At 72.4% G+C, this 22,602-nt stretch carries 16 protein-coding genes; 6 read left to right on the forward strand and 10 right to left on the reverse strand.

Features of this window, described 5'->3' with window-relative positions; translation table 11 throughout:
• The first annotated feature begins 403 nt into the window (after positions 1-403).
• Together ACGFNN_RS34840 and ptsP are read left to right on the forward strand one after the other, a co-directional pair.
• Positions 404-853 carry a PTS glucose transporter subunit IIA gene (locus ACGFNN_RS34840; RefSeq protein WP_362555379.1) on the forward strand — a complete coding sequence of 150 codons (450 nt, stop codon included), beginning with the start codon at positions 404-406 and terminating at the stop codon, positions 851-853.
• A gap of 75 nt (positions 854-928) precedes the next feature.
• A complete protein-coding gene (gene ptsP / locus ACGFNN_RS34845; protein WP_362555377.1) occupies positions 929-2,599 on the forward strand; it encodes a phosphoenolpyruvate--protein phosphotransferase in 1,671 nt (556 codons plus the stop codon).
• 71 nt (positions 2,600-2,670) lie between these two features.
• Here the strand turns inward: ptsP and ACGFNN_RS34850 are convergent, their stop codons facing one another.
• Together ACGFNN_RS34850 and ACGFNN_RS34855 are read right to left on the reverse strand one after the other, a co-directional pair.
• Positions 2,671-3,585 carry a hypothetical protein gene (locus ACGFNN_RS34850; protein ID WP_393561941.1) on the reverse strand — a complete coding sequence of 305 codons (915 nt, stop codon included), beginning with the start codon at positions 3,583-3,585 and terminating at the stop codon, positions 2,671-2,673.
• Between the two features lie 78 nt (positions 3,586-3,663).
• Positions 3,664-5,640, reverse strand: a complete 1,977-nt coding sequence (locus ACGFNN_RS34855; RefSeq protein WP_393561942.1) for an acetoacetate--CoA ligase — start codon at positions 5,638-5,640, stop codon at positions 3,664-3,666.
• Positions 5,641-5,856: 216 nt separating this feature from the next.
• Here ACGFNN_RS34855 and ACGFNN_RS34860 point away from each other — a divergent pair, with 216 nt between their 5' ends.
• Positions 5,857-7,950 carry a TIM-barrel domain-containing protein gene (locus tag ACGFNN_RS34860; RefSeq protein ID WP_393561943.1) on the forward strand — a complete coding sequence of 698 codons (2,094 nt, stop codon included), beginning with the start codon at positions 5,857-5,859 and terminating at the stop codon, positions 7,948-7,950.
• 32 nt (positions 7,951-7,982) lie between these two features.
• Here the strand turns inward: ACGFNN_RS34860 and ACGFNN_RS34865 are convergent, their stop codons facing one another.
• Complete coding sequence (locus ACGFNN_RS34865) at positions 7,983-8,480, reverse strand: NUDIX domain-containing protein (RefSeq protein WP_362555369.1); 498 nt, start codon at positions 8,478-8,480, stop codon at positions 7,983-7,985.
• Between the two features lie 61 nt (positions 8,481-8,541).
• Between ACGFNN_RS34865 and ACGFNN_RS34870 the strand changes: the two genes are divergently transcribed.
• Both ACGFNN_RS34870 and ACGFNN_RS34875 read left to right on the forward strand, forming a co-directional pair.
• The gene (locus ACGFNN_RS34870; RefSeq protein WP_393561944.1) at positions 8,542-9,348 is read left to right on the forward strand and encodes a M15 family metallopeptidase; all 807 of its coding nucleotides are present in this window, start codon (positions 8,542-8,544) and stop codon (positions 9,346-9,348) included.
• Between the two features lie 113 nt (positions 9,349-9,461).
• On the forward strand, positions 9,462-9,809 hold the full coding sequence (locus ACGFNN_RS34875) for a DUF962 domain-containing protein (RefSeq protein ID WP_362555365.1): 348 nt from the start codon (positions 9,462-9,464) through the stop codon (positions 9,807-9,809).
• A 142-nt stretch (positions 9,810-9,951) separates the two neighbouring features.
• Here ACGFNN_RS34875 and ACGFNN_RS34880 read toward each other — a convergent pair whose 3' ends face one another.
• Genes ACGFNN_RS34880 through ACGFNN_RS34895 form a run of 4 tightly spaced genes read right to left on the reverse strand, consistent with a single transcriptional unit; the run spans position 9,952 to position 14,151 of the window.
• Positions 9,952-10,557, reverse strand: a complete 606-nt coding sequence (locus ACGFNN_RS34880; protein WP_393561945.1) for an ATP/GTP-binding protein — start codon at positions 10,555-10,557, stop codon at positions 9,952-9,954.
• Positions 10,538-10,975, reverse strand: a complete 438-nt coding sequence (locus ACGFNN_RS34885) for a DUF742 domain-containing protein (protein ID WP_362555361.1) — start codon at positions 10,973-10,975, stop codon at positions 10,538-10,540. Before ACGFNN_RS34885 ends, ACGFNN_RS34880 begins: the two co-directional genes overlap by 20 nt.
• A gap of 9 nt (positions 10,976-10,984) precedes the next feature.
• On the reverse strand, positions 10,985-11,428 hold the full coding sequence (locus tag ACGFNN_RS34890; protein ID WP_362555359.1) for a roadblock/LC7 domain-containing protein: 444 nt from the start codon (positions 11,426-11,428) through the stop codon (positions 10,985-10,987).
• Entirely contained in the window at positions 11,425-14,151 is a 2,727-nt protein-coding gene (locus ACGFNN_RS34895) for a nitrate- and nitrite sensing domain-containing protein (protein ID WP_393561946.1), read from the reverse strand. Before ACGFNN_RS34895 ends, ACGFNN_RS34890 begins: the two co-directional genes overlap by 4 nt.
• A 516-nt stretch (positions 14,152-14,667) precedes the next feature.
• Here ACGFNN_RS34895 and ACGFNN_RS34900 point away from each other — a divergent pair.
• Positions 14,668-15,207 carry a hypothetical protein gene (locus ACGFNN_RS34900; RefSeq protein ID WP_393561947.1) on the forward strand — a complete coding sequence of 180 codons (540 nt, stop codon included), beginning with the start codon at positions 14,668-14,670 and terminating at the stop codon, positions 15,205-15,207.
• A 28-nt stretch (positions 15,208-15,235) separates the two neighbouring features.
• On the opposite strand, the gene ACGFNN_RS34905 is transcribed toward ACGFNN_RS34900, so the two are convergent.
• The 3 genes from ACGFNN_RS34905 to ACGFNN_RS34915 form a co-directional block, all read right to left on the reverse strand.
• Entirely contained in the window at positions 15,236-19,963 is a 4,728-nt protein-coding gene (locus ACGFNN_RS34905; RefSeq protein ID WP_393561948.1) for a hypothetical protein, read from the reverse strand.
• A gap of 60 nt (positions 19,964-20,023) precedes the next feature.
• A complete protein-coding gene (locus ACGFNN_RS34910; protein WP_393561949.1) occupies positions 20,024-20,935 on the reverse strand; it encodes a hypothetical protein in 912 nt (303 codons plus the stop codon).
• Between the two features lie 118 nt (positions 20,936-21,053).
• Positions 21,054-22,580 (reverse strand): hypothetical protein, encoded by a 1,527-nt coding sequence (locus ACGFNN_RS34915; RefSeq protein WP_362671598.1) that lies wholly within the window; start codon positions 22,578-22,580, stop codon positions 21,054-21,056.
• Positions 22,581-22,602 lie beyond the last annotated feature (22 nt).

A 22,602-nucleotide genomic window follows, 5' to 3' on the forward strand; every position in this document is an offset into this window, starting at 1 on the left:
TTCCAACTTTACCAGACTCTTTTTCGTTCCGTTTCCGGTCCGAATTTGATTCCGGCGGCCTGTGGAGTGGCCTTTGCCTTTCGGCTGATCCGACTCTATCAGGCCTTTTCCGTTGCTTTGACCGAGGTCTCGCGAACATGCGAGGGCCCCATCAGAAGTACAGTCTGGGTTGAGGGAGTCGCCGCCAACCCTCGCGGCTGAGGCCGCAGCAGGGCGAGGCAGGGGTACGACAGTACAGGTCGCTGTGAGGCGAGGCAAATCGTTTCCGGTGGGCCGTCAAGTTCGCCAACCGGGAGGTCTCGGGCGGAACCGGGACTTCATATGACTTACCCTGCTGATCAGTACGCCGCCCTCCTTCAGTCGTGGCGGTAACCATACGGATCCCCACTCTGGGAGGCTCTCCATGACCACTGTGACGTCCCCTCTTGCCGGCCGCGCGATCGGACTCGCCGCGGTTCCCGACCCCGTGTTCTCCGGAGCCATGGTGGGTCCCGGCACGGCCATCGACCCGGTGCGCGAGCCGTCCGAGGCCGTCTCCCCGGTCGACGGCATCGTCGTGTCACTCCACCCCCACGCCTTCGTCGTCGTGGACGACCAGGGCCATGGCGTGCTGACGCACCTCGGGATCGACACGGTGCAGCTCAACGGCGAGGGCTTCGAGCTGCTCGTGAACAAGGGTGACACCGTGACCCGCGGACAGGGCATCGTCCGCTGGGACCCGGCTGCTGTGGAGGCTGCCGGCAAGTCCGCAATCTGCCCGATCGTGGCTCTGGAGGCCACGGCCGAATCCCTCTCGGACGTCCGTGAGGACGGAGACGTGAAGGTCGGGGAGACCCTGTTCGGCTGGCAGTGACACTCTCTGCGCAGTACCGAGCCAGTCGGGTATCAACCGCGGAGGCGCAGCCGCCGCACAATCGGAGACGGTGAAATGGAGACAACGCTGCGAGGCGTCGGCGTGAGCCACGGTGTGGCGATCGGCGAAGTCCGGCACATGGGTACCGCGGTCCTGGAGCCGCCGGCCAAGCAGATTCCCGCGGAGGAGGCGGAGCGCGAGCAAGGGCGCGCCCGCCAGGCCGTGGAAGCTGTCGCGGCCGACCTCGTCGCGCGCGGCAACCTGGCCGGCGGCGAGGCTCAGCACGTGCTCGAGGCCCAGGCCATGATGGCGCAGGACCCGGAGCTGATCGCGGACGTCGACCGTCGTATCGCCGTCGGCAGCACGGCCGAGCGTGGTGTCTACGACGCGTTCGCCGCCTACCGGGCCCTGCTGGCCAACGCCGGGGAGTACCTGGCCGGACGTGTCGCCGACCTCGACGACGTACGGAACCGCATCGTGGCGCGGCTTCTGGGCGTGCCGATGCCGGGCGTGCCGGACAGTGACCAGCCCTACGTGCTGATCGCGCGTGACCTGGCACCCGCCGACACCGCGCTGCTCGACCCGACACTGGTCCTCGGGTTCGTCACGGAGGAGGGCGGACCGACCAGCCACAGCGCGATTCTCGCGCGTGCCCTGGGAGTTCCGGCCGTCGTGGCTCTGCCCGGAGCCGGGGAGATCGCCGAGGGTACGGTCGTCGCCGTGGACGGCAGCACCGGTGAGATCTTCGTCGAGCCGAGTGAGGAGAAGCGGGCCGAGATGGAGAGCGCTTCGGCGGCGCGGAAGGCGGCCCTGTCCGCCGTCACCGGCCCGGGCGCGACCTCCGACGGTCACAAGGTGCCGCTGCTCGCCAACGTCGGTGGTCCCGCTGACGTCCCGGCGGCGGTGGAGGCCGGCGCCGAGGGCGTGGGGCTGTTCCGCACCGAGTTCCTCTTCCTGGACGACAGCAAGCAGGCACCGTCCGAGGAGAAGCAGATCGCCGCCTACCGCGCGGTGCTGGAGGCGTTCCCCGAAGGGCGCGTCGTGGTGCGGGTACTGGACGCCGGCGCGGACAAGCCGCTGGACTTCCTGACGCCCGCGGACGAGCCGAACCCCGCACTCGGTGTCCGCGGTCTGCGTAGTCTGCTGGACCACCCCGATGTGCTGCGGACGCAGCTGACGGCGCTCTCCAGGGCGGCCGAGGGTCTGCCGGTCTACCTCGAGGTCATGGCGCCGATGGTCGCCGACCGTGCCGATGCCAAGGCGTTCGCCGACGCCTGCCGTGAGGCGGGGCTGCAGGCGAAGTTCGGGGCGATGGTGGAGATTCCGTCCGCCGCGCTCAGGGCGCGTTCGATCCTGCAAGAGGTGGAGTTCCTCTCGCTCGGTACCAACGACCTGGCGCAGTACACCTTCGCCGCCGACCGTCAGGTCGGTGCCGTGTCGCGACTGCAGGACCCCTGGCAGCCCGCGTTGCTCGACCTGGTCGCCCTCTCCGCCGAAGCGGCGCGGGCCGAGGGCAAGAGCTGCGGCGTGTGCGGTGAGGCCGCCTCGGATCCGGTGCTGGCCTGTGTGCTGACCGGTCTGGGTGTCACCTCGCTCTCCATGGGTGCGGCGTCCATCCCTTATGTGCGGGCGACTCTGGCGAAGCACACGCTCGCCCAGTGCGAGCGTGCCGCCTCGGCCGCGCGCGCGGCGGACTCCGCCGACGAGGCGCGGCTGGCCGCGCAGGCGGTGCTGTCCGGCGAGTGACGGCGTGGTCCGGCCTTGCCGGCCGGCTCTGAAGGGGTTCCCACCGGGTCCGGTGGGAACCCCTTCCGCTGTCAGCGGTGGGTTTCCGGCTCGTCGGCGCCGATGTCGAAGCCCGCGCAGTACTCGACGCCGGACTCGGGCGACACAGGTTCGCCCGTGTCGGCGTCGGTGCAGTAGGCGCTGAAGACCTCGCCCGCGGTGAGCGGGAGGAGACTGCCACGCTCCAGCCGCCAGCCGTGCACCCGGTCGGGGGCACCCGGTGCGCTGGTACGCAGGACCACGCCCCCCATGGTCTCCATCGCCACGCCGACGGCGAGGACGCCGGCGAACTCCGCCCCCTCCGAGGAGTCGAGAAGGGCGGGCCCGTCCGCACCGCGTGTGGTGTGGAGGACGGCGAGGAGCTGTTCGCTCCCGGACGGGGTGCTGCACACCACGTGGTGGGTGCCCGGGCCCGCCGTTTCCAGCAGGCGCGTCAGCAGATGGGACGCGCGGTCGAAGGCTGCCCTGCCGATGTCCTGTCCGCAGTCCGCGCAGTCACCGAGACCGGCCAGCAGCACGGTGGCGTACTCCCAGGTCGCGTGCCGGACGGCTCGTGAGACGAGCAGGGGGATCAGGGTGTCGAGGGGCTGGCCCGTGTAGGCGACGGTGGCGCCCGTGGCGGCGACCTCGGCGGTGAACCGGCTGCGGGTGGCGCGCTCGTCCGGGTCGAGGCCCGACTCCGAGCAGTACTCCGCGTAGTCCTCGGGGTCGAACAGGGCGACGGAGGTGTGCATGCCGAGCCCGCTGAGACTGCGCAGCAGGGCCTCGACCTGCTGGAGGTAGAGCACGTGGTCGTCGAAGACGAAGCTGCGGTAGCGGCGCATGGCCGCGAAGTCCTCGGCGTCGACCAGGAGGCCGACGGTCGTGGGTGCTTCGCGGCGCAGCGCGCGCCGGATGGAGGGTGCGGAACGCTTGGCGTCGCGCCCGGTCTGCCTGTGGTGTGCCATGAGTCCCCCTGTGCACTGTGTAACGGTGTTCACTCAGAGTAATCAGGGGGACTGACAGTGGCCGCCTGGCCGGTCCGCTCAGCGACGGGTGCGGGCGAGGTCCTCGTAGAAGTGGAGGAGTTCGAGGTTGTCGATGGAGCCCGGGTTGACCGCCTTGGCCAGGGCTGTTCCCTGGAGGAGCCGCTTGACCGGGACCTCGATGCGCTTGCCGGTGAGGGTGTGGGGGATGCCGGGCACCTCGATGACCTCGTCCGGTACGTGACGCGGTGAGAGGTTCTCGCGGATGGTCCGCTTGATGCTGTCGCGGAGCTCGTCGTCGAGGGTGGCGCCTTCGGCGAGGTGCACGAACAGCGGCATCCAGTAGCCGCCATCCGGTTCCTCGATGCCGATGACGAGGGATTCCCTGATCTCGGGGAGGCGCTCCACCGCCTCGTAGATGTCGGCGGATCCCATCCTGACGCCCTGCCGGTTGAGGGTGGAGTCGGAGCGCCCGTGGATGACCACGGATCCGCGCTCGGTCAGGGTGATCCAGTCCCCGTGCCGCCACACACCGGGATAGGTGTCGAAGTAGCTGTCGTGGTAGCGGCTGCCGTCGGGGTCGTTCCAGAAGCGCACCGGCATCGAGGGCATGGGCGCGGTGACGACGAGTTCGCCGACCTCTCCGACGAGCGGCTTCCCTGCCGGGTCCCAGGACTGCAGGTCCGTGCCGAGGCAGGGGGCCTGCAGTTCGCCGATGTGGACCGGCAGGGTGGGGACGGCTCCGGCGAAGCAGCTGCAGACGTCGGTCCCGCCGCTGACCGAAGCGATCCAGAGGTCTTCGGCGACCTCGTCGTGGAGCCAGCGGAAGCCGTCGGGCGGGAGCGGCGAGCCGGTGGTGGCGACGCACTGGACGCGGCTGAGGTCGTGGTCACGGCCCGGGTGGATGTCCGCCTTCCGGCAGGCCATGACGTAGGCCGCGGACGTGCCGAAGAGGGTTGCGCCGGTCTGCTCCGCGACGCGCCACTGCGCGTTGACGTCCGGATAGCCGGGGCTTCCGTCGTAGAGGACGACGGTGGTGCCGGTGAGCAGGCCGGAGACGAGGAAGTTCCACATCATCCAGCCCGTCGAGGTGTACCAGAAGAAGCGGTCGTCGGGCCCGAGGTCGCAGTGCAGCCCGATCTGTTTGAAGTGTTCGAGGAGGATGCCGCCCTGGGACTGGACGATGGCCTTCGGGAGTCCGGTCGTCCCGGAGGAGTACAGCACCCAGAGCGGGTGGTCGAAGGGGACCTGCTCGAAGGCCGGTTCGGTGTCCGAGGAGGTGAGCGCCGTCCATTCGAGGGTGCCTTCGGGCGCGTCCGTCCCGAGCAGCGGGATGTGGACGACCGCGCGCAGGGTGGGGAGTTCGCGCCGGAGCTCGGCGACGGTCCCGGTGCGGTCGTGCTCCTTGCCGCCGTAGCGGTAGCCGTCCACGGTGAACAGGACGACCGGCTCGACCTGCTGGAAGCGGTCCAGCACGCTGCGTGCGCCGAAGTCCGGGGCGCAGGACGTCCAGACTCCCCCGACAGCGGCGGTGGCCAGGAACGCGACGACGGCCTGGGGGATGTTGGGGAGGTACCCGCTGACCCGGTCGCCCGGCGTCACGCCGAGGGCCCGGAGCTCGGCGGCCAGCGAGCCCACCTGGCGCCGGAGTTCGGACCAGCTGACAGCCACCTGTGTGTGGGTCTCGTCGACGTGCAGGAGGGCGGGGGCGTCGGCCCTGAGCGGGTCGTCGGCGGTGCGCAGCGCGTGCTCGGCGTAGTTGAGGGTGGCTCCGGGGAACCACTGCGCGCCGGGCATGGACCGGTCGCCGAGCACTGCTTCGTAGGGGGTGGCGAACCGTACGTCGAACCAGTCGGCGACGGCTTCCCAGAAGGTGTCGAGCGCGTCGACCGACCAGCGGTGCAGCGCCGCGTACCCGCCGTCGGCGGGAGCTCCGTAGCGCCCGGCCGCCCATCGCTGGAAGCGGGTGACCGCCGCCGCTTCGACGCGTTCGGGTCCGGGCTGCCAGAGGGGGGCGTCGCCGGCTGCTGAAGTCATGGAGGCTCCCTGGCCTTTCGGGGTGTACGCGGGTTCGCGTCGGCGCGCACGGGCTGGGGTGTGCGCGTGAACGGCAGTTACGGACGATGCCATGTGATCGTCTTGTGCACCAGGGTCTCCCCGCCACGCTTGTGTGTCCGGCTGTGTGGTGGAGCCACAGGTGAACGGAAGCTGAACGGAGCACACCGGGCTCCACGCTGATGGCAGGGTGGCGCCATGGATGGTCGTGACCTGGTGCGTTCGGTGAGAATGGTCGGTTCTGTGCGGGGGATGCGTACGGTTCGCTCGGCGTGGCGCCGCCGTCGTGCGGACGCGCGGACGGTGGCGGCGCGTGGTGCGGAGCGGGCGCGGGTCCCCGGTCTCCTGGCTGGTGCCGAGCCGGGGCCCGGTGGTGGCGTGGTGCGGTTCGCCCGCTCGGAGCTGCTGGTACGGGTGGCGGTGGGCGGTGCGGTCTTCTGGTCCTGGGACGCCGCCTCTCCGTCGCCGTCGTACGCGCTGCCCGGAGCGGTTCCCGAGCCGGACGAGCGCGCGAGGCTGGAGCCGCACGCGAACGGCGGGTGGCAGGTGGTGTCGGAGCGGCTGACCGTCGTCGTGTCCCGGCGTGGCGCGGTGGAGCTGCGTACGCCCGGCGGTGTGGTGCTGCGCCGGGAGGAGCCGCCGCGCTGGTGGGAGACCGAGGACGGAGTGGGCGGCCGGTGGGTGCAGCGGTCGGAGGTCCCGGCCGACGCGCGCTTCTTCGGGCTGGGCGGGCGGGCCGGGGGGCCGCGGCTCCGGGAGGGCACGTACGGGCTGAGGAACACCGGTCCCGGCGGGGCCTTCGGTCCCGGGGACGATCCGCTGCGCCCGACGATGCCGGTCCAGATGGTGGTCTCCGACGCGGGAACCCATCTGGTCTTCCATGACAACTCATGGGCGGGCCGGGTCACCCTGCGGGAGGGCGAGGAGGGGGCGGGTTCGGGCCACGACCGGCCGGGGAGCTGTGAGGTGCGGATGGAGGGCGGGCCGGTACGCGGCTGGATGGTCGCGGGTACACCGGCCCGGGTGCTCAGCACGTGGGCGGCGCTGACCGGGGCTCCTGCGCTGCCGCCGTCGTGGGCCCTGGGGCCGCAGCATGCCCGGTGCGGGTCCGACGGCGAGCGGGAGGTGCGACGGATCGTCCATGGATACCGGGAGCGGGATCTGCCGTTGTCGGTGCTGCATCTGGACATCGGCTGCCCCGACGCTGATGGGGCGTTCGCGGCCGGTCTCGAGCGGTTCCCGGATCTGCCCCGGCTCGCGGAGGACCTGCTCGAGGAGGGTGTACGCCTGGTGCCGTCCGTCGTTCCCCCGGCAGGGGCGTCCGCGCAGGACGCGGCCTGCCGGAGCGGTCTCGAGCTCGATGGCCGAGGTGTGTTCGTCCAGGGGCGCCGGGTCCTCGGTGAGGTGTGGACGGGCGAGCGGCCGTTCCTGCTGTCCCGCTCGGGCTGGGCCGGGATGCAGCGGTACGGCGGGAGCAGGCCGGCGGATGTGGCCACGGGCTGGCCCGGTATCCGGGCCTCGCTGTCCCAGGTACTGGGGCTGGGGCTCTGCGGGGTGCCGTATTCGGGGTCCGATGTGGGCGGTGACGAGGGTTCTCCCTCGCCTGAGCTGTATCTGCGCTGGTTCCAGCTGGGCGCCTGGATGCCGCTGTTCCGGACCCGCTCGGGCGACGGTGCGGCGCGCCGGGAGCCGTGGGAGTTCGGACCGGAGGTGCTCGCGCACGCGGGACGGGCGATGCGGGAGCGGGAGCGTCTGCACCCGTACTTCGTGACACTGACGCATCTGGCGAGGCTGACCGGTGCGCCGTATGTGCGTCCGGTGTGGTGGGGAGCGTCCGGTGACCGGGAGTTGCGGGACTGCGAGGACGCCTTCCTGCTGGGGGACGCGCTGCTGGTGGCTCCGGTCCTCGAGGAGGGAGCGGTCCGCAGGGCGGTCCCGCTGCCGGCCGGCCGCTGGTACGACACGGTGACGGAGCGGGCGTACGAGGGGCCGGGGCGGGTGGTGCTGGACGCGCCGCCGGCGGGGATTCCGGTGCTTGCCCGGGCAGGTGCGGTGATTCCGGTGCGGGGACCGGACGGGGGCCTGGAACTGGAGGCGTGGGCTCCGGTTCCTGGCCGTACCGGCGGGGGGTCCGTCGTACGGGACTCGGAGGACGGCCGGGAGGTCGCCGAGGTGGAGCGGTACACCTCGCGGTCGCTCTCCGGGCGGGTGGTGGTCGAGCGGGAGGGCGAGGAGGCCCGGGTGCCGTGTCCCGTCCGGGTACGGGGTCTACCGGCGTCGGGTCAGCGGTAGACGCCCGCCAACCCGGGTCTGCCGGTGTCCGGTCAGCGGTAGACGCCCGCGAACCAGGCGTGCACGGCCCGGCTGTGGAGGGGGAAGGCGAGTGCGCGTGGGGCGCGCAGCACGTCGAATCCGGAGGTCTCGTCGGTGGGCCGGGACGGCGGGAGCCCTCGCTCGGGGCGCGGGGGGAGCAGGCCGAACAGGAGTACGTGGCCGTCGGGAGCGCTCAGCACGTCGGCCGGCCGTACGTCGTTCTCGTCGGCCGGGATGCCGGTCTCCTCGAAGAGTTCGCGTACGACGGCGTGGCGCCAGTCCTCCGTATGGTCGATGTAGCCGCCCGGCAGCGCGAGTCCGCCCTGGTGGGGTGGGATCGTGCGGGTGATCACGACGAGGCCGGTGCCGTCCGGGCCGGTGACCGGCTGCAGTGCGACGGCGACGGGCAGGGGGTTGCGGTAGGCGGTACGGCCGCAGGCCGTGCAGGTGCGCGGCCATGTCTCGGTGGCGTACCGGGCTCCGCAGTCACCGCAGTGGGTGTCCTTCACGGGCCGGACTGTATCCGATCACTCTTCTCCTGGGGCCCCGGAGCTGATAAACGGTGTGCCCATGACAGGAATTGCTCGTGCCTTCCGTGCCCTGGCCGCCACCGGCGCCGCCCTCCTCGCCGTCACCGCCGCCGCCCCGGTGGCCACGGCCCGGCCCGAACCCAAGGCTCCGCCGGAGTTCGTCGACCTCCGCTCGGTGGATCCGACGATCATCACGGAGATGCGTTACACCACACCGCACAACTTCATGGGGGAGCCGGTGGACGGCTACCGGCAGCCGGTCTGCATCCTGACCCGGCCGGCCGCCCTCGCGCTGCGTACGGCTCAGCGGAGCCTGTTGCGTCAGGGCTACTCCCTCAAGGTGTACGACTGCTACCGGCCGCAGCGTGCGGTGGACCACTTCGTGCGCTGGGCGAAGGACCTCGACGACCAGTCGATGAAGGGTGAGTTCTACCCGATGGTCGACAAGACGCGCCTGTTCGAGGACGGTTACATCGCGGAGAAGTCGGGGCACAGCCGGGGCAGCACCGTGGACCTGACACTCGTGAAACTGCCGGCCCGTCCGACCCGTCCGTACGTGCCCGGCGAGAGGCTGACACCGTGCTACGGGCCGAAGAGTGAGCGCTTCCCCGACAACTCGGTGGACATGGGCACCGGTTACGACTGCTTCGACACGCTCTCACACACGGACGATCCCCGGGTTCAGGGCGCCCAGCGGGCCAACCGGCAGTTCCTCAAGTCGACGCTGACCGGTCTGGGGTTCGTGAATCTCGCCGAGGAGTGGTGGCACTTCACCTACAAGCCGGAGCTCTTCCCGGACACCTATTTCGACTTCCCGGTGGCCAGGCGTTCCGTCGCCGGGCACTGAGGCGGGCCGGCGGTCGCGGCCGGATGCCACCCCCGGTGGCATCCGGCCGCCCTTGCCCCTGCCGGGCGCCGAGCGGCTGTATCGGTGCGGTGGCGACCGGTTACGGTTCCCGTATGCCACAGCAGACGTTCGGTTCATATGAAGAGTTCTGGCCCTACTACGTCGCCATGCACTCCAAGGCGGCCACCCGATGGGTCCATCTGACCGGCACCCTGACCGGGCTCGCGCTCACCGCGTACGGTCTGGCTCGTGGCCGGAAGCGGTACGCGCTGGCGCTGCCCCTGATCGGCTACGGCACCGCGTGGCCCGCGCACTTCCTCATAGAGAAGAACAATCCGGCGACCTTCGGGCACCCCGCGTGGTCGCTGCGCGGTGACGCGCAGATGATCGGCATGATGCTCTCGGGGCGGGACGCCGAGCTGGCCGAGATCGCCTCGAAGTACCTTGCGGAGAACGCCTGATCCCGTGGCGCGTCATGGGTTGACGGGCCATCACCTCGGGTGAACACTCCCTTGCGAGGCCCGCTGCCCCCCGCGCCATGACACGCGGCCCGTACCCCGGTCGGCGGGGGTACGGGCCGCGTTCCCGTCCCGGGCGGGCCGGTCAGGTCGTGGCGGGCTCGGGCTGTCGCCCGGCCCTCGCCAGCGCGTCCTCGACGACCGCGACGAGCACATCACGCACGGATGCCCGGTCACGGGCGTCGCACAGGAGCATCGGTACCTCGGGGTCGAGGTCGAGCGCCGCCCGGACGGTCTCGGCCGGGAACCGGTCGGCACCCTCGAAGAGGTTGACGGCCACGGTGAACGGGATCGCCCGGCGCTCGAAGTAGTCGACCGCCGCGAAGCAGTCCTCCAGCCGCCTGGTGTCGGCCAGCACCACCGCTCCCAGAGCGCCCTGGGCCAACTCGTCCCACAGGAACCAGAAGCGGTCCTGTCCGGGGGTGCCGAAGAGGTAGAGGACCAGGTCCTCCCGCAAGGTGATCCGGCCGAAGTCCATGGCCACCGTGGTGGTGTGCTTGCCCTCGACCCCCGCGAGATCGTCGACGGGGCGGCCCGCCTCGCTCAGCCGCTCCTCCGTACGCAGCGGTCTGATCTCGCTGACCGCACCCACCAGGGTCGTCTTGCCCACTCCGAAGCCGCCCGCCACCAGGATTTTCAGGGTAACGGGCTCGACGGGCCGCTTCCGGCGGCTAGAGCGCCCGAAGGCCATTGATCACCTCGCGAAGAATGCTCACGTCCGGCAGCTCGGCCGGCGGAACGGGACGGGTGACGTGCACCAGTTCGTCCTCGACGAGGTCACCCACCAGGACGCGGACGACCCCGACGGGGAGATCCAGACCGGAGGCGAGCTCGGCGATCGACTGGGGCATGTCGCTGCAGAGTTCGACGATCTCCACGTGTTCCGGGGAGAGCGTCTGGTCACGGCCGGGATCGTCGGCCGCAGGTTCGGGTACGACGATCGCGATCAGGTCGAGACGATGGCGGGACGCGCTGCTGGTTCGCCCCCGGGTCATCGCGTAGGGCCGGACCACGGGACCCGCCTCGGCGTCGTACCAGCGCGAGGACCCCGCTTCGGCGGGGTTGGGCGGTGTTCCGGACGCGGTGTCCCGGACGGAGTCTGCGCTCATCCCCGCGCCTCACCCTCCGGCGGGCAGACCGGTGGTCCTTGGGGCGTTGGCCAGATGCGCGCCGACACGCTTGACCATCAGGGTCATCTCGTAGGCGACCTGCCCGACGTCCGAGTCCGAGGCGGCCAGGACCGCGAGGCAGCTGCCGTCACCGGCCGCCGTGACAAAGAGGAAGGCCTCGTCGAGTTCGACCACCGTCTGCCGGACCCGGCCGGCGTCGAAGTGGCGGCCCACCCCCTTGGCCAGGCTGTGGAATCCGGAGGCGACGGCGGCCAGGTGCTCACTGTCCTCGCGCGTCAGGCCCTGGGACGTGCCGGTGGCGAGGCCGTCGCTGGACAGGACCAGCGCCTTGCTGATGCTCGCGACACGCTCGACGAGCTCGTCGAGGAGCCAGTTGAGCTGGCCCGAGCCCTGGCGTGCGGCGTTCTGTGCTGCGGCGTTCGGTGCGGTCATCGACCGTCCCCTCCCGGAGTGGTTCCTGGTGCTGTCCCGCTCTGACCGGCGGTGTCCTCGGCGTTCTGCCGACGGCCACGCTGCCAGCCGCGTTGGAGCGAGGCCATGCGATTGCGTACGTCCTCCGCGTCACGTTCGAGGTCGTCGTCGGTGTCCGCGGGTGCGTGGCCGGAAGTCCGTCCTGCGGAGGCCTCCCGGAGCTGTGGGGCGAGGTTCGCCTGCCGGACCCGGCGCGGGAGACCGCCCACCGTCTCCGGGGCGGCGGAAGCGGGCCGCGCCTCGTCGCCGGTCGCGGCGGGTCCGTCCTCGGCGCCGGAGGCCGCGGATGCGTCCGTACGGAAGCGTGCCCTGTCGCCGAGCCGGCGGCTCTGGCCGGCGGCGCGCCCCGTCGGCCTGCGGCGGGGAAGCGGGACCGGGCGCATCGGCCGGACGTCGGCGGACGCACCGTCCACCCCGTCCAGCGCCTGCTGGTGCTGCTCCCGGCCGTCGTCCCTGCGCAGATCCCGCGCTCTGAAGATCCCGCCCCGCTCACTTTCGGTGTCCTCGAGGTCTGACACCCCGTCGAGCACGGGCCCGAGTGCCGGGTCGAGCTCACGGTCGACGGCCGGGTCGTCGAACCCCAGCGTGCCGACCGGTCCCTCCAGTTCGACGGGGCCATCGAGTACCGACGGGTCCGTCAGACCGGTGGGGACCGGGGAGAGCGCGGACGGCCTGCCGGTGGCACCGGCTTCCGTACGGCCGTCCCCCCGGCTCCTGCCGATGCCGGGTGGCCCGCCGATAGCCTTCTCCGACCAACGGTCCAGTCGGAATCCGGTGCCATGGGTGTCCGGCGCGTCGGTGAGCAGCTGCGCGGGTACGAAGACGACCGCGGTCGTGCCTCCGTAGGGAGAGGTCTGGAGCGACACCCGGACGTTCTGCCGCTGGGCCAGCCGGCTCACGACGAACAGGCCGAGGCGGTCGGTGTCGGAGAGCTCGAAGTCGGGGGTCTCGGCCAGCCGCAGGTTCGCGTCCAGGAGCACCTCCGGGGTCATGCCCAGACCCCGGTCGTGGATCTCCAGCGTGAATCCGTTGGCCACGCGCTCGCCGTGGACCTGGACGGCGGTGTGCGGGGGCGAGAACACCGTGGCGTTCTCCAGCAGTTCCGCGATCAGGTGGGTGAGGTCGGCCACGGCGGGGCCGCCCACACCGATGCGGGGCAGGCGCCGGACCTCGATCCGCTCGTAGTCCTCCACCTCCGCGACGGCCGCGCGGACCACGTCCATCAGTTGGATCGGCTTGCGCCACTGCCGGGACGGGGCGGCGCCGGAGAGGATCACCAGGCCTTCGGCGTGGCGCCGCATGCGGGTGGTGAGGTGGTCGAGCCGGAAGAGGTCGGCGAGTTCGTCGCTGTTCTCGGTCCGTCGTTCCATCGCGTCGAGAAGGGTCAGCTGCCGGTGCAGGAGGACCTGGTTGCGGCGGGCGAGGTTGACGAAGACCTCGGAGACGCCCCGGCGCATGTCCGCCTGCTTGACCGCTGCCTCGACAGCGGCCCGTTGGAGGGTGTTGAGAGCCTGCCCGACCTGCCCTATCTCGTCGCGCTCGTAGTTGAGGTGCGGGGCTTCGGTCTCCACGTCGACCTGCTCCCCGGCGGCGAGGCGCCGCATCACGCTGGGCAGCCGTACCCCGGACACCTCATGGGCGTCCTTGCGGAGCCGGGAGAGGTCGCGGACCAGCTCGCGTCCAACCCGTACCGAGACGAAGACGGAGACGAGCAGGGCGACGAAGCCGAGGACCCCGGCGGCACCGGCCCGGATCAGCACCCGGTAGCCGGCGGGTTCGGCGCGGTCCTGGAACCGGTTGGAGAGTTCGGTGCCGTCGTTGGCGAGATGGTCGAGGACGGGTGGTGCCACGTCCTCCCAGCGTGCGGAGTCGATCGCGCCCGGCTTCGTGAAGGGGCCGGCGGCGATGAGTTTCCGTTCCGCGGTGCGCAGGGGCTCGGTGTCGGGGCTGCGCCAGTACTGCTCCACGCGCCCGCGTTCACCGGAGGGCAGGAGTTCGAGGTTGACCTCGTAAAGCAGCGTGCGCCTGGTGGCCAGGTCGGAGACGGCTCGGATTTCGGGGGCGCCGAGCCGTCCGGCGACGAGGCCGGAGGCGATCAGCGCGTCCTCGCGGGAGAGCATCTCGCGGGCCCTGGAGATCCCTACGAGAGCGCGGACCTGATTGTCCATCGACACGTTCTCCATCGTGTGGAGACCGTTCAGGAAGCGGTAGCAGGGGTCGACGAGGCCGTTGTAGAAGTCGAGGGCCCTGGTCCGGTCGATGGTGCGCTTCTCGACGGATGCGCGCAGCGCGTCCAGACCGTCGATCTCACCGAGGACGGAGTCGAGCCGCGCCTCGGACTCGGGGCTCAGCTTCTCCCGGATGTCCTTGCTCCTCGCGCTCCGCCTGACGTCGGCCACGACCCGGTCGGTCACGGCGCGGCGGTTGCGCAGCAGTGGCAGGGCGTCCGAGGCGCGTGGGTCGGCGAGGAACACGAGAGTCTGGCGGCGTTCGCCCTGGACGGCGCGGATCGTGTCCTCGAGCGGGTGGCCGACCTGGTCCACGATGGCGCTCGCGCCCATGAGTTCACCGGCCTCACGGCCCGTCACATAGGTCGCGAAGACCCAGAGACCCGTGAGTGACGCGAGCGGCACCAGGAGCAACGCCACGATCTTCCTGCGGATGGACTTCCCGCGAAAGCGCATGGCCTCCCCCAGCTCGGCCCCGCACGGCGGGGGTTGATTGCGTCCGCGGTGCCGGTGGCTCCGGTCTTCCCGGCGCCCGGCCCCTCAGGTCGTTCCCGTATCGCTGCCGCTCCACCGCGCGTCGTCCGGTGTGACGTCGACAGGCGGCGCGAGCCTACTACTGACCTACCGGTAACTCGAAGACGTGTCCGGGCGAATTCCGGCCGTTCGGAACCGGGTTACTCACCAGTTGTCCCGGTATCACCTGCGAAGAAGTTCGCGAAAGCGACAGAGAACTCCTGGCAGAACACGGTGCGACCTCACAAGGCAGTTGGCTGGAATTCTACGTTCCGTGCCTTTTGCGAGCCGGTCGAGGTCTCCCGGCGGGAATCTTCGCAACCCGGCGTTCGTACGGACGTACGGGGCAGGAGAACCTCACGGGGGTGGACACGACCGGCGTGCGGTCGCTCCGGCGTAGAGCGGGCGCATACCGGGCAGTCACCCTTGAGTCGGACACTGGTGGGGAGTTGAAGGTCCTTGGACACGGACGAGCGTCGGGGCACGCCGGCACCGTCGGACACCACGCCGCCTGGACGGGTGGGAGGGGCGGCCCGCTCCGTACCCGCGCAGGCCTCGGCCCCGGAGCCCACAGCCTCCGCACGGGCGGAAGGGCCCTCGGAGGGCGGCGGGGGCCGACAGGAGCTGTGGGTGGAGGAACCGGCGGTCCGCCGCAGGATGCCGGACCCGGTCCGTACGGCGGCGGTGCGCGCGGTCATCATCATGTCGCTGACGATCATCCAGGCGGTGGTGGCGTTCCTGTGCACGCTGGCCGGGTCGTGGCTCGCGTTCCCCATGGTGCTGAGCGGGGTGGCGAGCACGGTCGCCGCGACCTGGGCGGTACTGGACGTCTGGGTCACCCGGCAGGTCTGGAACCAGCGTCACGGTGTGGTGTCCGTGCCCAGCAGCACCGCGCGACGGATGCGCCGGGAACGCCGGGCAGCAAGGCGGGCGGCCCGTGCGAGGGGCCGCAGGGAGGACCGGATACGCCGGGGCGGCGGACGGCTCTCGCGGGCCTGACGCCCGCCGGCCGGCCCGCGGCCTCCGCTTACCGGCGCTCCGGCGCCCGTTCGCCCTGGTTCTCCGTCATCTCCGAGCGCATCTCGGGGAGGACGGACGCCGCGCCGCCGGTGGCGGCGGACCGCTTGAACATCCGGGTCGCGGTGATCTCGCCGTGGACGGTCTCGCCTTCCGGGTCCTGCTGGGGCAGCCCGGGCCTCAGGTGCTCCTCGACGCTGATGTACTTCAGCCCCGCACGCAGGTCGGCGTCGTTGCGCAGACGGATCACCAGGGGGAACTCCGCGAGCGCCGTGGTGTCGAACAGCCCTGTCGTGTAGAGGAGCTGGACGCCCAGGGCATCGGAGACCGCGCGCTGGAGCTCCAGCAGGTACGTGGCGTTGGCGCGGCCGATGGGATTGTCGAGGAAGAGCGTGCCCGCGTGCCGGTGCCGGTCGCGGCCCCGGTCGTTGCTCCGCAGCGCCGCCATGGTGCAGTACAGGGCGATCGCCGCGGTGAGCAGCTGGCCGCCGGAGAAGACGTCGCCCATCTGCCCGACCGGTACGCGCTCCGCGCGGAGCACCGCGTCCGGCTTGAGGATCTCGACGGCGACGCCCTTGGGCTGCAGGGCCGCCTGCACGCCCCGGAGCAGCAGGGACATTCCGTCCCTGCGCAGGTCGGAGTTCTTCTTGAGCGCGGCGTGGGTGGCCTCGTCGATGACCTCGCCGAGACGCTCGGTGAGAGTGGCCTGGTCGGGCTCCTCGAACCGGATCCGGAGGAACTCCTGTCCGGACCACTCCCCCAGCCCTTCCGGCAGCTGGGAGAGCCGCTGCGCGGAGCGGAGCGTCGTGAGGGCGGATTCGACGAGCCCGCGGAGCCGGTCGACGATGGAGTCGCGGTTCCGCTCCAGCTGGGCGAGCTCGTCGGTGAGCACACGCAGCCTGGGTGCGAAGGCCGAGGCCCACTTCTCGGCGTGGTCGGGCAGAGCGACCGCCGGGAGTTCCCGGATCTGCTGCCGGGCCGGGGTGCGGACCTGTTCGTAGCGCGTGGAGTTGGCGTGCCGCACGAGCACGTCGCTCGCCTCACGCACCGCGCTCTCGGCGGCCGACAGGTCGGTCGTACAGCCGCGCAGGGAGCGGCGGGCCTCCGCGGCGGACTGCCGAGCCTCCTCCAGGGTGCCGGCGTACGGCTCGGGCGCCTCGGGCTCGTCCTCGGGGCCGTGGTCCCGGAGCAGGTCGCGCAGGAGCGCCGCGGTCTCGTCGAAGCCGCCCGCCGCCTCCTCGGCCCCGCGGTGGGCGCGCAGGAGTTCGGCGTGTGCGGCCCTTGCCGTGTCCAGCGCGGCTCCGGCGGAGGCGAGTTCGGCGGTGGCCGTACGGAGCAGGGTCTGGGCCTGCTCCGCGTCCGCGGGGACCAATGCCTCGGGGAGTTCGGTGTGACGGGAGGCGTCGTCGGCGGGGGCGAGGCGCTCGGCCTCGCCGCGCAGTCGGCCCAGCTGCTCGCTGGCCGTGGACGCGCGGGTCTCCAGCAGCTGGACGAGGGACTCCGCGCGGGCGGAGGCCGCCTGACGCGAGGGGCCGTCGGCGCCGTCGGTGCCTTCGAGGAGCTGGGCGGCGCGGGTGCGGACCTTGTTGGTGAGGCGGTCCAGTTCCGCCAGGGCGGCGCTCTCGTCGCTCTCGGCGCGTGCCTGTTCGGCGCGGAGGTCGGCTCCGACGCCCACCTTCTCGTAGAGCCGGGACGCGGCCCGGTACGCCTCCCGCAGCGCGGGCAGGGAGGTGCGTACGGCGGAGGCGTCGGGCTCGGGAAGCGTCTCGGGGACGCCCGCGATCTCGGCGCGCTCGGCCCTGAGGGCGCGGGCGGTGCGGTGGGCGTCGTCCGCGGCGCGCTGCGCGGCCCGCCGGTCCTCGTCGGCTGCGCGGGCCCGTTCCAGGCAGGCGGTGGCACGGGCTTCGGATTCGGCCGCCTCGTCGGTGAGTTCACGCAGGCGTGCCTGCCAGCCCGCGCGTTCGCGGAGACGGTGGGCGAGGCCGGCGAGCGCGTCGGCCGCGCGGCGGGCGCGCTGTGCCGCCTCCTGCCGCTCGTCCCGGACGCGTGCGGCGTCGGCGGCGGCCTCGTCGGCCTCGGCGCGCGCCGTGCGGGCCTCGGCGAGTGCGGCGTGCGCGGTCTCGGCGGCGGCTCGGGCGGTGGCGGCGGCGTCGCGGAGCTCGGCGAGCATGCCCGGTGGGCAGTCCGCGCGCCAGGAGCCGATGCGGGCGGCGAGCGCACGGTCGGCGGTGAGCCGTGCCGCGAGCGTCCTGATGTCCTCGTCGCGGGAGGCTGCCCGTGCCCTGAGCGCCTGGCGCTCCTCGTCAGCCGCGTGTTCGTCGTGCATCGCGGGGTTCGGCGGGACGAGGAACACGCCGCCGCCGTCGGAACCTTCCGGCGCCGGCACCGGTGCGAGCAGGGCGGCGGCGGTGCCCACGGCCACGGCCGAGCGGGGCAGCAGGGCGGCGGCGGCCAGCACTTCTCGCGCGCGGGCGTGCGCGTCGGGGTCGGTGATGACGACACCGTCGACGAGTTCGGGCCGTGCGGCCAGGACGGCGGCGTGGTCCGCCGGGTCCACGGCCTGGGCGAGATAGCGCCAGCCCGGAAGCGCCGGGATGCCGTGCTCACCGAGGTACTCCACCGTGGCGAGTACGTCGGGGCCCGGGGGCAGCAGCCCTCCGTCGCCGAGGGCGCCGAGGATGCGTGAGTCGTCGGCCGCGGCCGTACGCAGGTCGAAGAGCCTGCGCTCGGCGGCGGCGATCCCCTGGTCGAGGAGCTCCCGCAACTCGTCGGCGCTGCCGTCGAACTCCTCGGCGGTCAGGGCCGAGGCGTCGTCCGGTGCCGGGTCGTCCCCGGTTGTGCCCTCCGGCTCGGCGGCGGCGCGGCGGGGCCGGGGAAATCCCGCGGCGGCCGCCCCCGGCAGACCGAGGAGATCGGCGAGCCGGTGGTCGGCGGCGATCGACTCCGCGGCCCTGCGCTCGGCGTCGTAGGACTGTTCGGCCGCGTCCGCGGCATCGGCGGCACGGGCGGCGGCGAGTTCGGTACGGCTCTCCGTCGCGGCGGATTCCCTGGCCCGGTCGGCGGTGGCCCGGGCGGACTCCCGCGCGGTGTCCCAGGCGGCGACCGCGGCGGCTTCGGCGTCGTTGGCGGCGAGGGCGGCACGGGCGGGGTCGGCGTCCGGTGCGGTGTCGTCGAGCCAGCCGGCCCGCACGGCCTCCGCGGTCTCCTGCTCGACCTCGCCGAGACGCTGGCGCAGGTGGCCGGCCTCGCTGCGGGCCCGCTGGGCCTCGGTGGCGGCGACGGTGGCGTCCCGGTGCGCGGTCTCCCCGGTGGTCTGCAGCGTCGCGGAACGCTCCTCCTCCTCGTCGGCCACCCGCTCCCCCGCCTCGGCGGCGGTGTGCAGGGCTCGTACGAGGTCGGCGGCGGCCGTGGCGCGTGCGGCGAGGGCAGGAGCGGCGTCTCGCTCCGCCTCGCGGATGGCCGCGGCGACACGGGTCGAGCGGTCGGCCGCGGCCCGGTGCCTGAGGACCGCTTCGGCGGCCTGCCAGGCGGCGTGCAGGGTCCGGGCGTCGCCCAGCTCACGGCGCTGGGCCGCGGCGCTCTTCTCCGCCGCGGTCAGGGCCAGGGAGGCGTGCCGGTAGGCCAGTTCGGCGGCGACGAGGTCCCTGCTGCCACGGGTGGTCTCGGCGTCCGTGACGGTGTCGGCGGCGGCCATGACCTGCTCGGCGAGCTCCGCGGCGCGGCCGCGCTCCTCGGCGGCGCGGCCGGAGAGCCTGCGGGCGAGGGTGCGGGTGCGCCGCTCGGCGCCTGCGTGGATGTCACGGCTGCGGGCCCTGGTGGCGGTGGCCTCGACGATCCTGCCCAGCAGGTCGACGGAGCCCGCGGTGAAGTCGCGCTCGGCGGTGAGCTCGGCGCGCCGGCCGAGCTTGTTGCCGAAACCGCTCACGAGGTCGGCGAGGCCGTCCGTGTCGCGGGTGTCGGTGACGGCGCGAAGCAGCAGATCGGTGAAGTCGGAGTCCTTCTTGACGGCGAAGAGACCGGCCGCCTCGCCCTCGTCGGCGTTCATCTCCCGCTGGTAGCGGAAGAGTTCGGGGTCGAGGCCGAGGTCGCCGAGGTGCTCGTTCCAGCGGTCGTGAATCTCTTCCCAGTGCACGTCCAGGTGCGGGTAGAACTTGCCCGCGTCGGTGAGGGCGTCGCGGAAGCCCTTCATGGTGCGGCGCCTGCCCCGGGCCCCGGAGACGCCTTCGGTAGGCCGGCCGACCGAGGTGGCCTCCGCGACCGGAAGGCTGTCGAGGCTGAGCCCCGGCCCGGGGCGGAAGGAGTACCAGGCCTCGGCGAACTTGCGCGGGTCGTTGGAGACCTGGCGCCCGCGCCACTCGCTGACCTTGCCGACGACCACGCACTCCCCGGTGAGGGTGTGCTGCCATTCGAGGGCGACGTGTCCGCAGTCGTCGGCGAGCAGGAACTTGCGCAGCACGCCGGAGCTGGCGCCGCCCAGGGTGTTGCGGTGGCCCGGCAGCATGACCGAGAAGATCAGCTTGAGCAGGACCGACTTGCCTCCGCCGTTCTCCAGGAAGAGCACACCCGCGGGGGCCGGCCGGCGCGGTGGCCCGACCGGCTCGTCCTCGAAGAACTCCGCCTGCGCCGGGGCGGGCCTGGGCACCGGCTCGCCCACCCCGCGCAGGTCGAGCACGGTGTCGGCGTAGCGCGCACCGGCGGGCCCGATGGAGTAGAGGCGGACCCGGGACAACTCGTACATGGCGGCGGACTCTCGTCGTTCAGGTGATGGGCGGGGAGCTGCGCGGCAGCGGGGCGGGGCTCAGGAGTGGAAGGGGAGTCCCGCGTCGGCGGCGAGTTCGAGGCCTTCGTCGTCGGGCGGGGGCAGCAGGGTGGCCGAGCCGTCCGTGACGGGTACGACGCCGAGCTCCAGCAGTTCGGCCATGGCGGCGCTGCCCGCCATGTCACGCACCTGGAGCTGGTACCGGGCGGTCGTGCGGTAGGCGCCGCCGGCGTCGTCCCCGGTGCGCTGGAGGAAGCCGGAGTCGGTGAGGAAGGCGACGGCCTTGCCGATGATGCCGGTGGTGGATCCGGCGAGGCGGCGGGCGTCCTTGGTGGCCCCGGTGGCGCTGCGGCGGGCGTACACCCGCCATCCGGATTCCAGGCCGGGGGCCTCGGTGGCCGGGTCGGTGTTGTCGCCCTGCTCCTCGGCCCGCTCCTCCAGGCGCCGGCAGGCCTGGCGGACGAAGGCGTCGACGCCGTTGACGGTGATCCGGCCGATGTAGGAGTCGTCGGAGAGGTCTTCGGGGCGGGGGAAGGCCAGGGCGGCGACGGCGAGGTGGGCCAGCCCGTGCAGGAAGCGGTCGGCGGAGTCGGAGGAGGCCCGCCGGGCGTAGTCGCCCATGCGGACCGCGAAGACGGAGTCCTCGGCCGCGGTCACGGCCATCCCCGCGCGGGTGGAGACCTCCAGGACCACGAGTCCGAGGCCGGTGGCGACGGCGTCGGCGAGACGGGCGAATGCCGTCTCCTCGCGGTAGCGGCGCAGCAGTTCGCCGTATTCGGCGTCGCGGGCCGGCATCAGCTTGGGCTGGAGCCCGAAGGAGACGAGGCGTGCCGCGTCGGCGGCGTCCGCGGGGGTCACGGTGGCGGGAGCGGCCGGCCGCGCGGCGTCGGCCCCGTGCGTGGGGGACGGGTCGTCCCACGCCTCGGTGTGCTCGGCGTGCTGCTCGCTCAACTCGGTGACTCCTCGGTAAGGGTGCCGCTCCCGGGCGGCAGGGGGTGGGGGCGGGACGGTGCTCCCGGCGTCGCCCGGCGGAGGGCGCACGGGGTACGGGGGCCACGGCGGTGGAGGCTCACGAGGCGTCCTTGCGGTCCGCGGCCATCCCGGCCGCGTCCAGCAGGGCCATGCCCACTATCAGGTCCGCACCGCCGAATTCGTGGTCCTCGAGCGGGGTGCCGTCGTCGACCGCGAAGAGCAGTCTGCGTTCGCCCTGCCGGTACGCGGTGCCGACCGGCGGGCTCGCGGCGTGCACGGCCAGCAGAGCGACCAGGTAGGGCAGCTCCGGATCGCGTGTGCGTGCTTCGGCGAGGAGTCCGGAGAGCCGGCGGGGCGCGTCGTGCTCCAGGTCGAGGAGTTCCATGGCGCTCGCCAGCTGTTCCTCGCTGAACCTGCTGTCGTCCGGGGTGGCGATGAGGTCGGGCTCCGGCATCTCCGCGCCGAGGTGGTCGCGTTCGACCGGGGGCATCAGCAGCAGGTCCACCAGGTCACCGAGGCGGACCGAGCCCGGGGTGCGCAGTCCTGTGCCGTGGGTGAAGAAGGCGTCCGTCGCCCTGGTGGCCTGCTCGACGGGGAGCGGCAGCAGCGGCGCGACGAGCTGTCCGTAGAGGTCGAGGCCCGCGCGTGCGGCGGGTGCGGCGAACGCCTGCCGGTCCTGTTCGGCGCGGAAGAGCGGTCCGGCCTCCAGCAGCCTGGACTGGAGCTGGGTGTGGCGGCGGATGCAGTCCTTGACGATGTCGACGAGCTCCGCGGCGCGGCGCTTGTTCTCGGGTTCCTCGGCCTCGTCACGGGCCTTGCGGATGTTGGTGAGGATCGCGTTCTCGTGGCGGTAGCGGTCGGCCACGTGGTCCAGCGCCTCGGCGATCATGTCGGGCACCGCGTTGAGCCAGTCGACAGCGCGGACGTTGCGCCGGGTGGCCTCCAGCGTCCGGCGGAGCGTCTCGGCGTACTGCACGGTGCGGTAGCGGGCCTGCTCCGCGGCGAGCTGGGCGTCGGCGAGGCGGCCCCTGCTGACGAGGACCTCCAGCTTCACCTCGGCGGCGATCTGGGCGCTGGTGACGTCCGTGTCCAGGGCGCCGACCAGGACGTTGACGGCCTCGTCGGTGGCACGGAGGTAGACGCTTCCGCCGTGGCCCGGGACCTCCTCGATCAGCTTGAAGTCGTAGTCCCGGCGGACGTAGACGCCGTCGGGACCGAAGGTGCCGTAGACGGCGCGGAAACCGCGGTCCACGCTCCCGACGTTGATCAGGTTCTCCAGGACCCAGCGCGCGACCCGTTCGTGCTCGACGGCCGGGCGGCGGGGTGCCTGGGCCGCGACCCGCGGGAGGAGCCTGGCCACTATCTGGTCGTGGTCGGCACCCGTGTCGAAGTCCATGTTGAGGGTGACGAGGTCGATCGCGGCGAGGGCCACCTCGGCCATCGCGTAGACCGTGTACGCGCCGGCCAGGTTGGCCTTGCGCACGTCGAGGTCGTGCAGCGGGGCGGTGCAGGCGAGCGCGCGCAGCCGACGCGAGAGCCCCTCGTCGGCGGCGGGGCCCGGGGCGGGCCTCGGTCCCGCGCTGAGCTGGGGCGCAGCGATCTCGGTGTCGGCAGGCGAAGTCACGGTGCACAGATTAGGTCCTCGC

The organism is Streptomyces sp. NPDC048590, from assembly GCF_043199535.1.
Taxonomy (GTDB): Bacteria; Actinomycetota; Actinomycetes; order Streptomycetales; family Streptomycetaceae; genus Streptomyces.

Excerpts from the sequence above, each read along its gene's own strand:
- ACGFNN_RS34870 (WP_393561944.1), top strand. The coding sequence starts at position 8,542 with ATGACAGGAATTGCTCGTGCCTTCCGTGCCCTGGCCGCCACCGGCGCC.
- ACGFNN_RS34885 (WP_362555361.1), bottom strand. The coding sequence starts at position 10,975 with ATGAGCGCAGACTCCGTCCGGGACACCGCGTCCGGAACACCGCCCAAC.
- ptsP (WP_362555377.1), top strand. The coding sequence starts at position 929 with ATGGAGACAACGCTGCGAGGCGTCGGCGTGAGCCACGGTGTGGCGATC.
- ACGFNN_RS34875 (WP_362555365.1), top strand. The coding sequence starts at position 9,462 with ATGCCACAGCAGACGTTCGGTTCATATGAAGAGTTCTGGCCCTACTAC.
- ACGFNN_RS34890 (WP_362555359.1), bottom strand. The coding sequence starts at position 11,428 with ATGACCGCACCGAACGCCGCAGCACAGAACGCCGCACGCCAGGGCTCG.
- ACGFNN_RS34850 (WP_393561941.1), bottom strand. The coding sequence starts at position 3,585 with ATGGCACACCACAGGCAGACCGGGCGCGACGCCAAGCGTTCCGCACCC.
- ACGFNN_RS34905 (WP_393561948.1), bottom strand. The coding sequence starts at position 19,963 with ATGTACGAGTTGTCCCGGGTCCGCCTCTACTCCATCGGGCCCGCCGGT.
- ACGFNN_RS34895 (WP_393561946.1), bottom strand. The coding sequence starts at position 14,151 with ATGCGCTTTCGCGGGAAGTCCATCCGCAGGAAGATCGTGGCGTTGCTC.
- ACGFNN_RS34860 (WP_393561943.1), top strand. The coding sequence starts at position 5,857 with ATGGATGGTCGTGACCTGGTGCGTTCGGTGAGAATGGTCGGTTCTGTG.
- ACGFNN_RS34840 (WP_362555379.1), top strand. The coding sequence starts at position 404 with ATGACCACTGTGACGTCCCCTCTTGCCGGCCGCGCGATCGGACTCGCC.
- ACGFNN_RS34855 (WP_393561942.1), bottom strand. The coding sequence starts at position 5,640 with ATGACTTCAGCAGCCGGCGACGCCCCCCTCTGGCAGCCCGGACCCGAA.
- ACGFNN_RS34880 (WP_393561945.1), bottom strand. The coding sequence starts at position 10,557 with ATGGCCTTCGGGCGCTCTAGCCGCCGGAAGCGGCCCGTCGAGCCCGTT.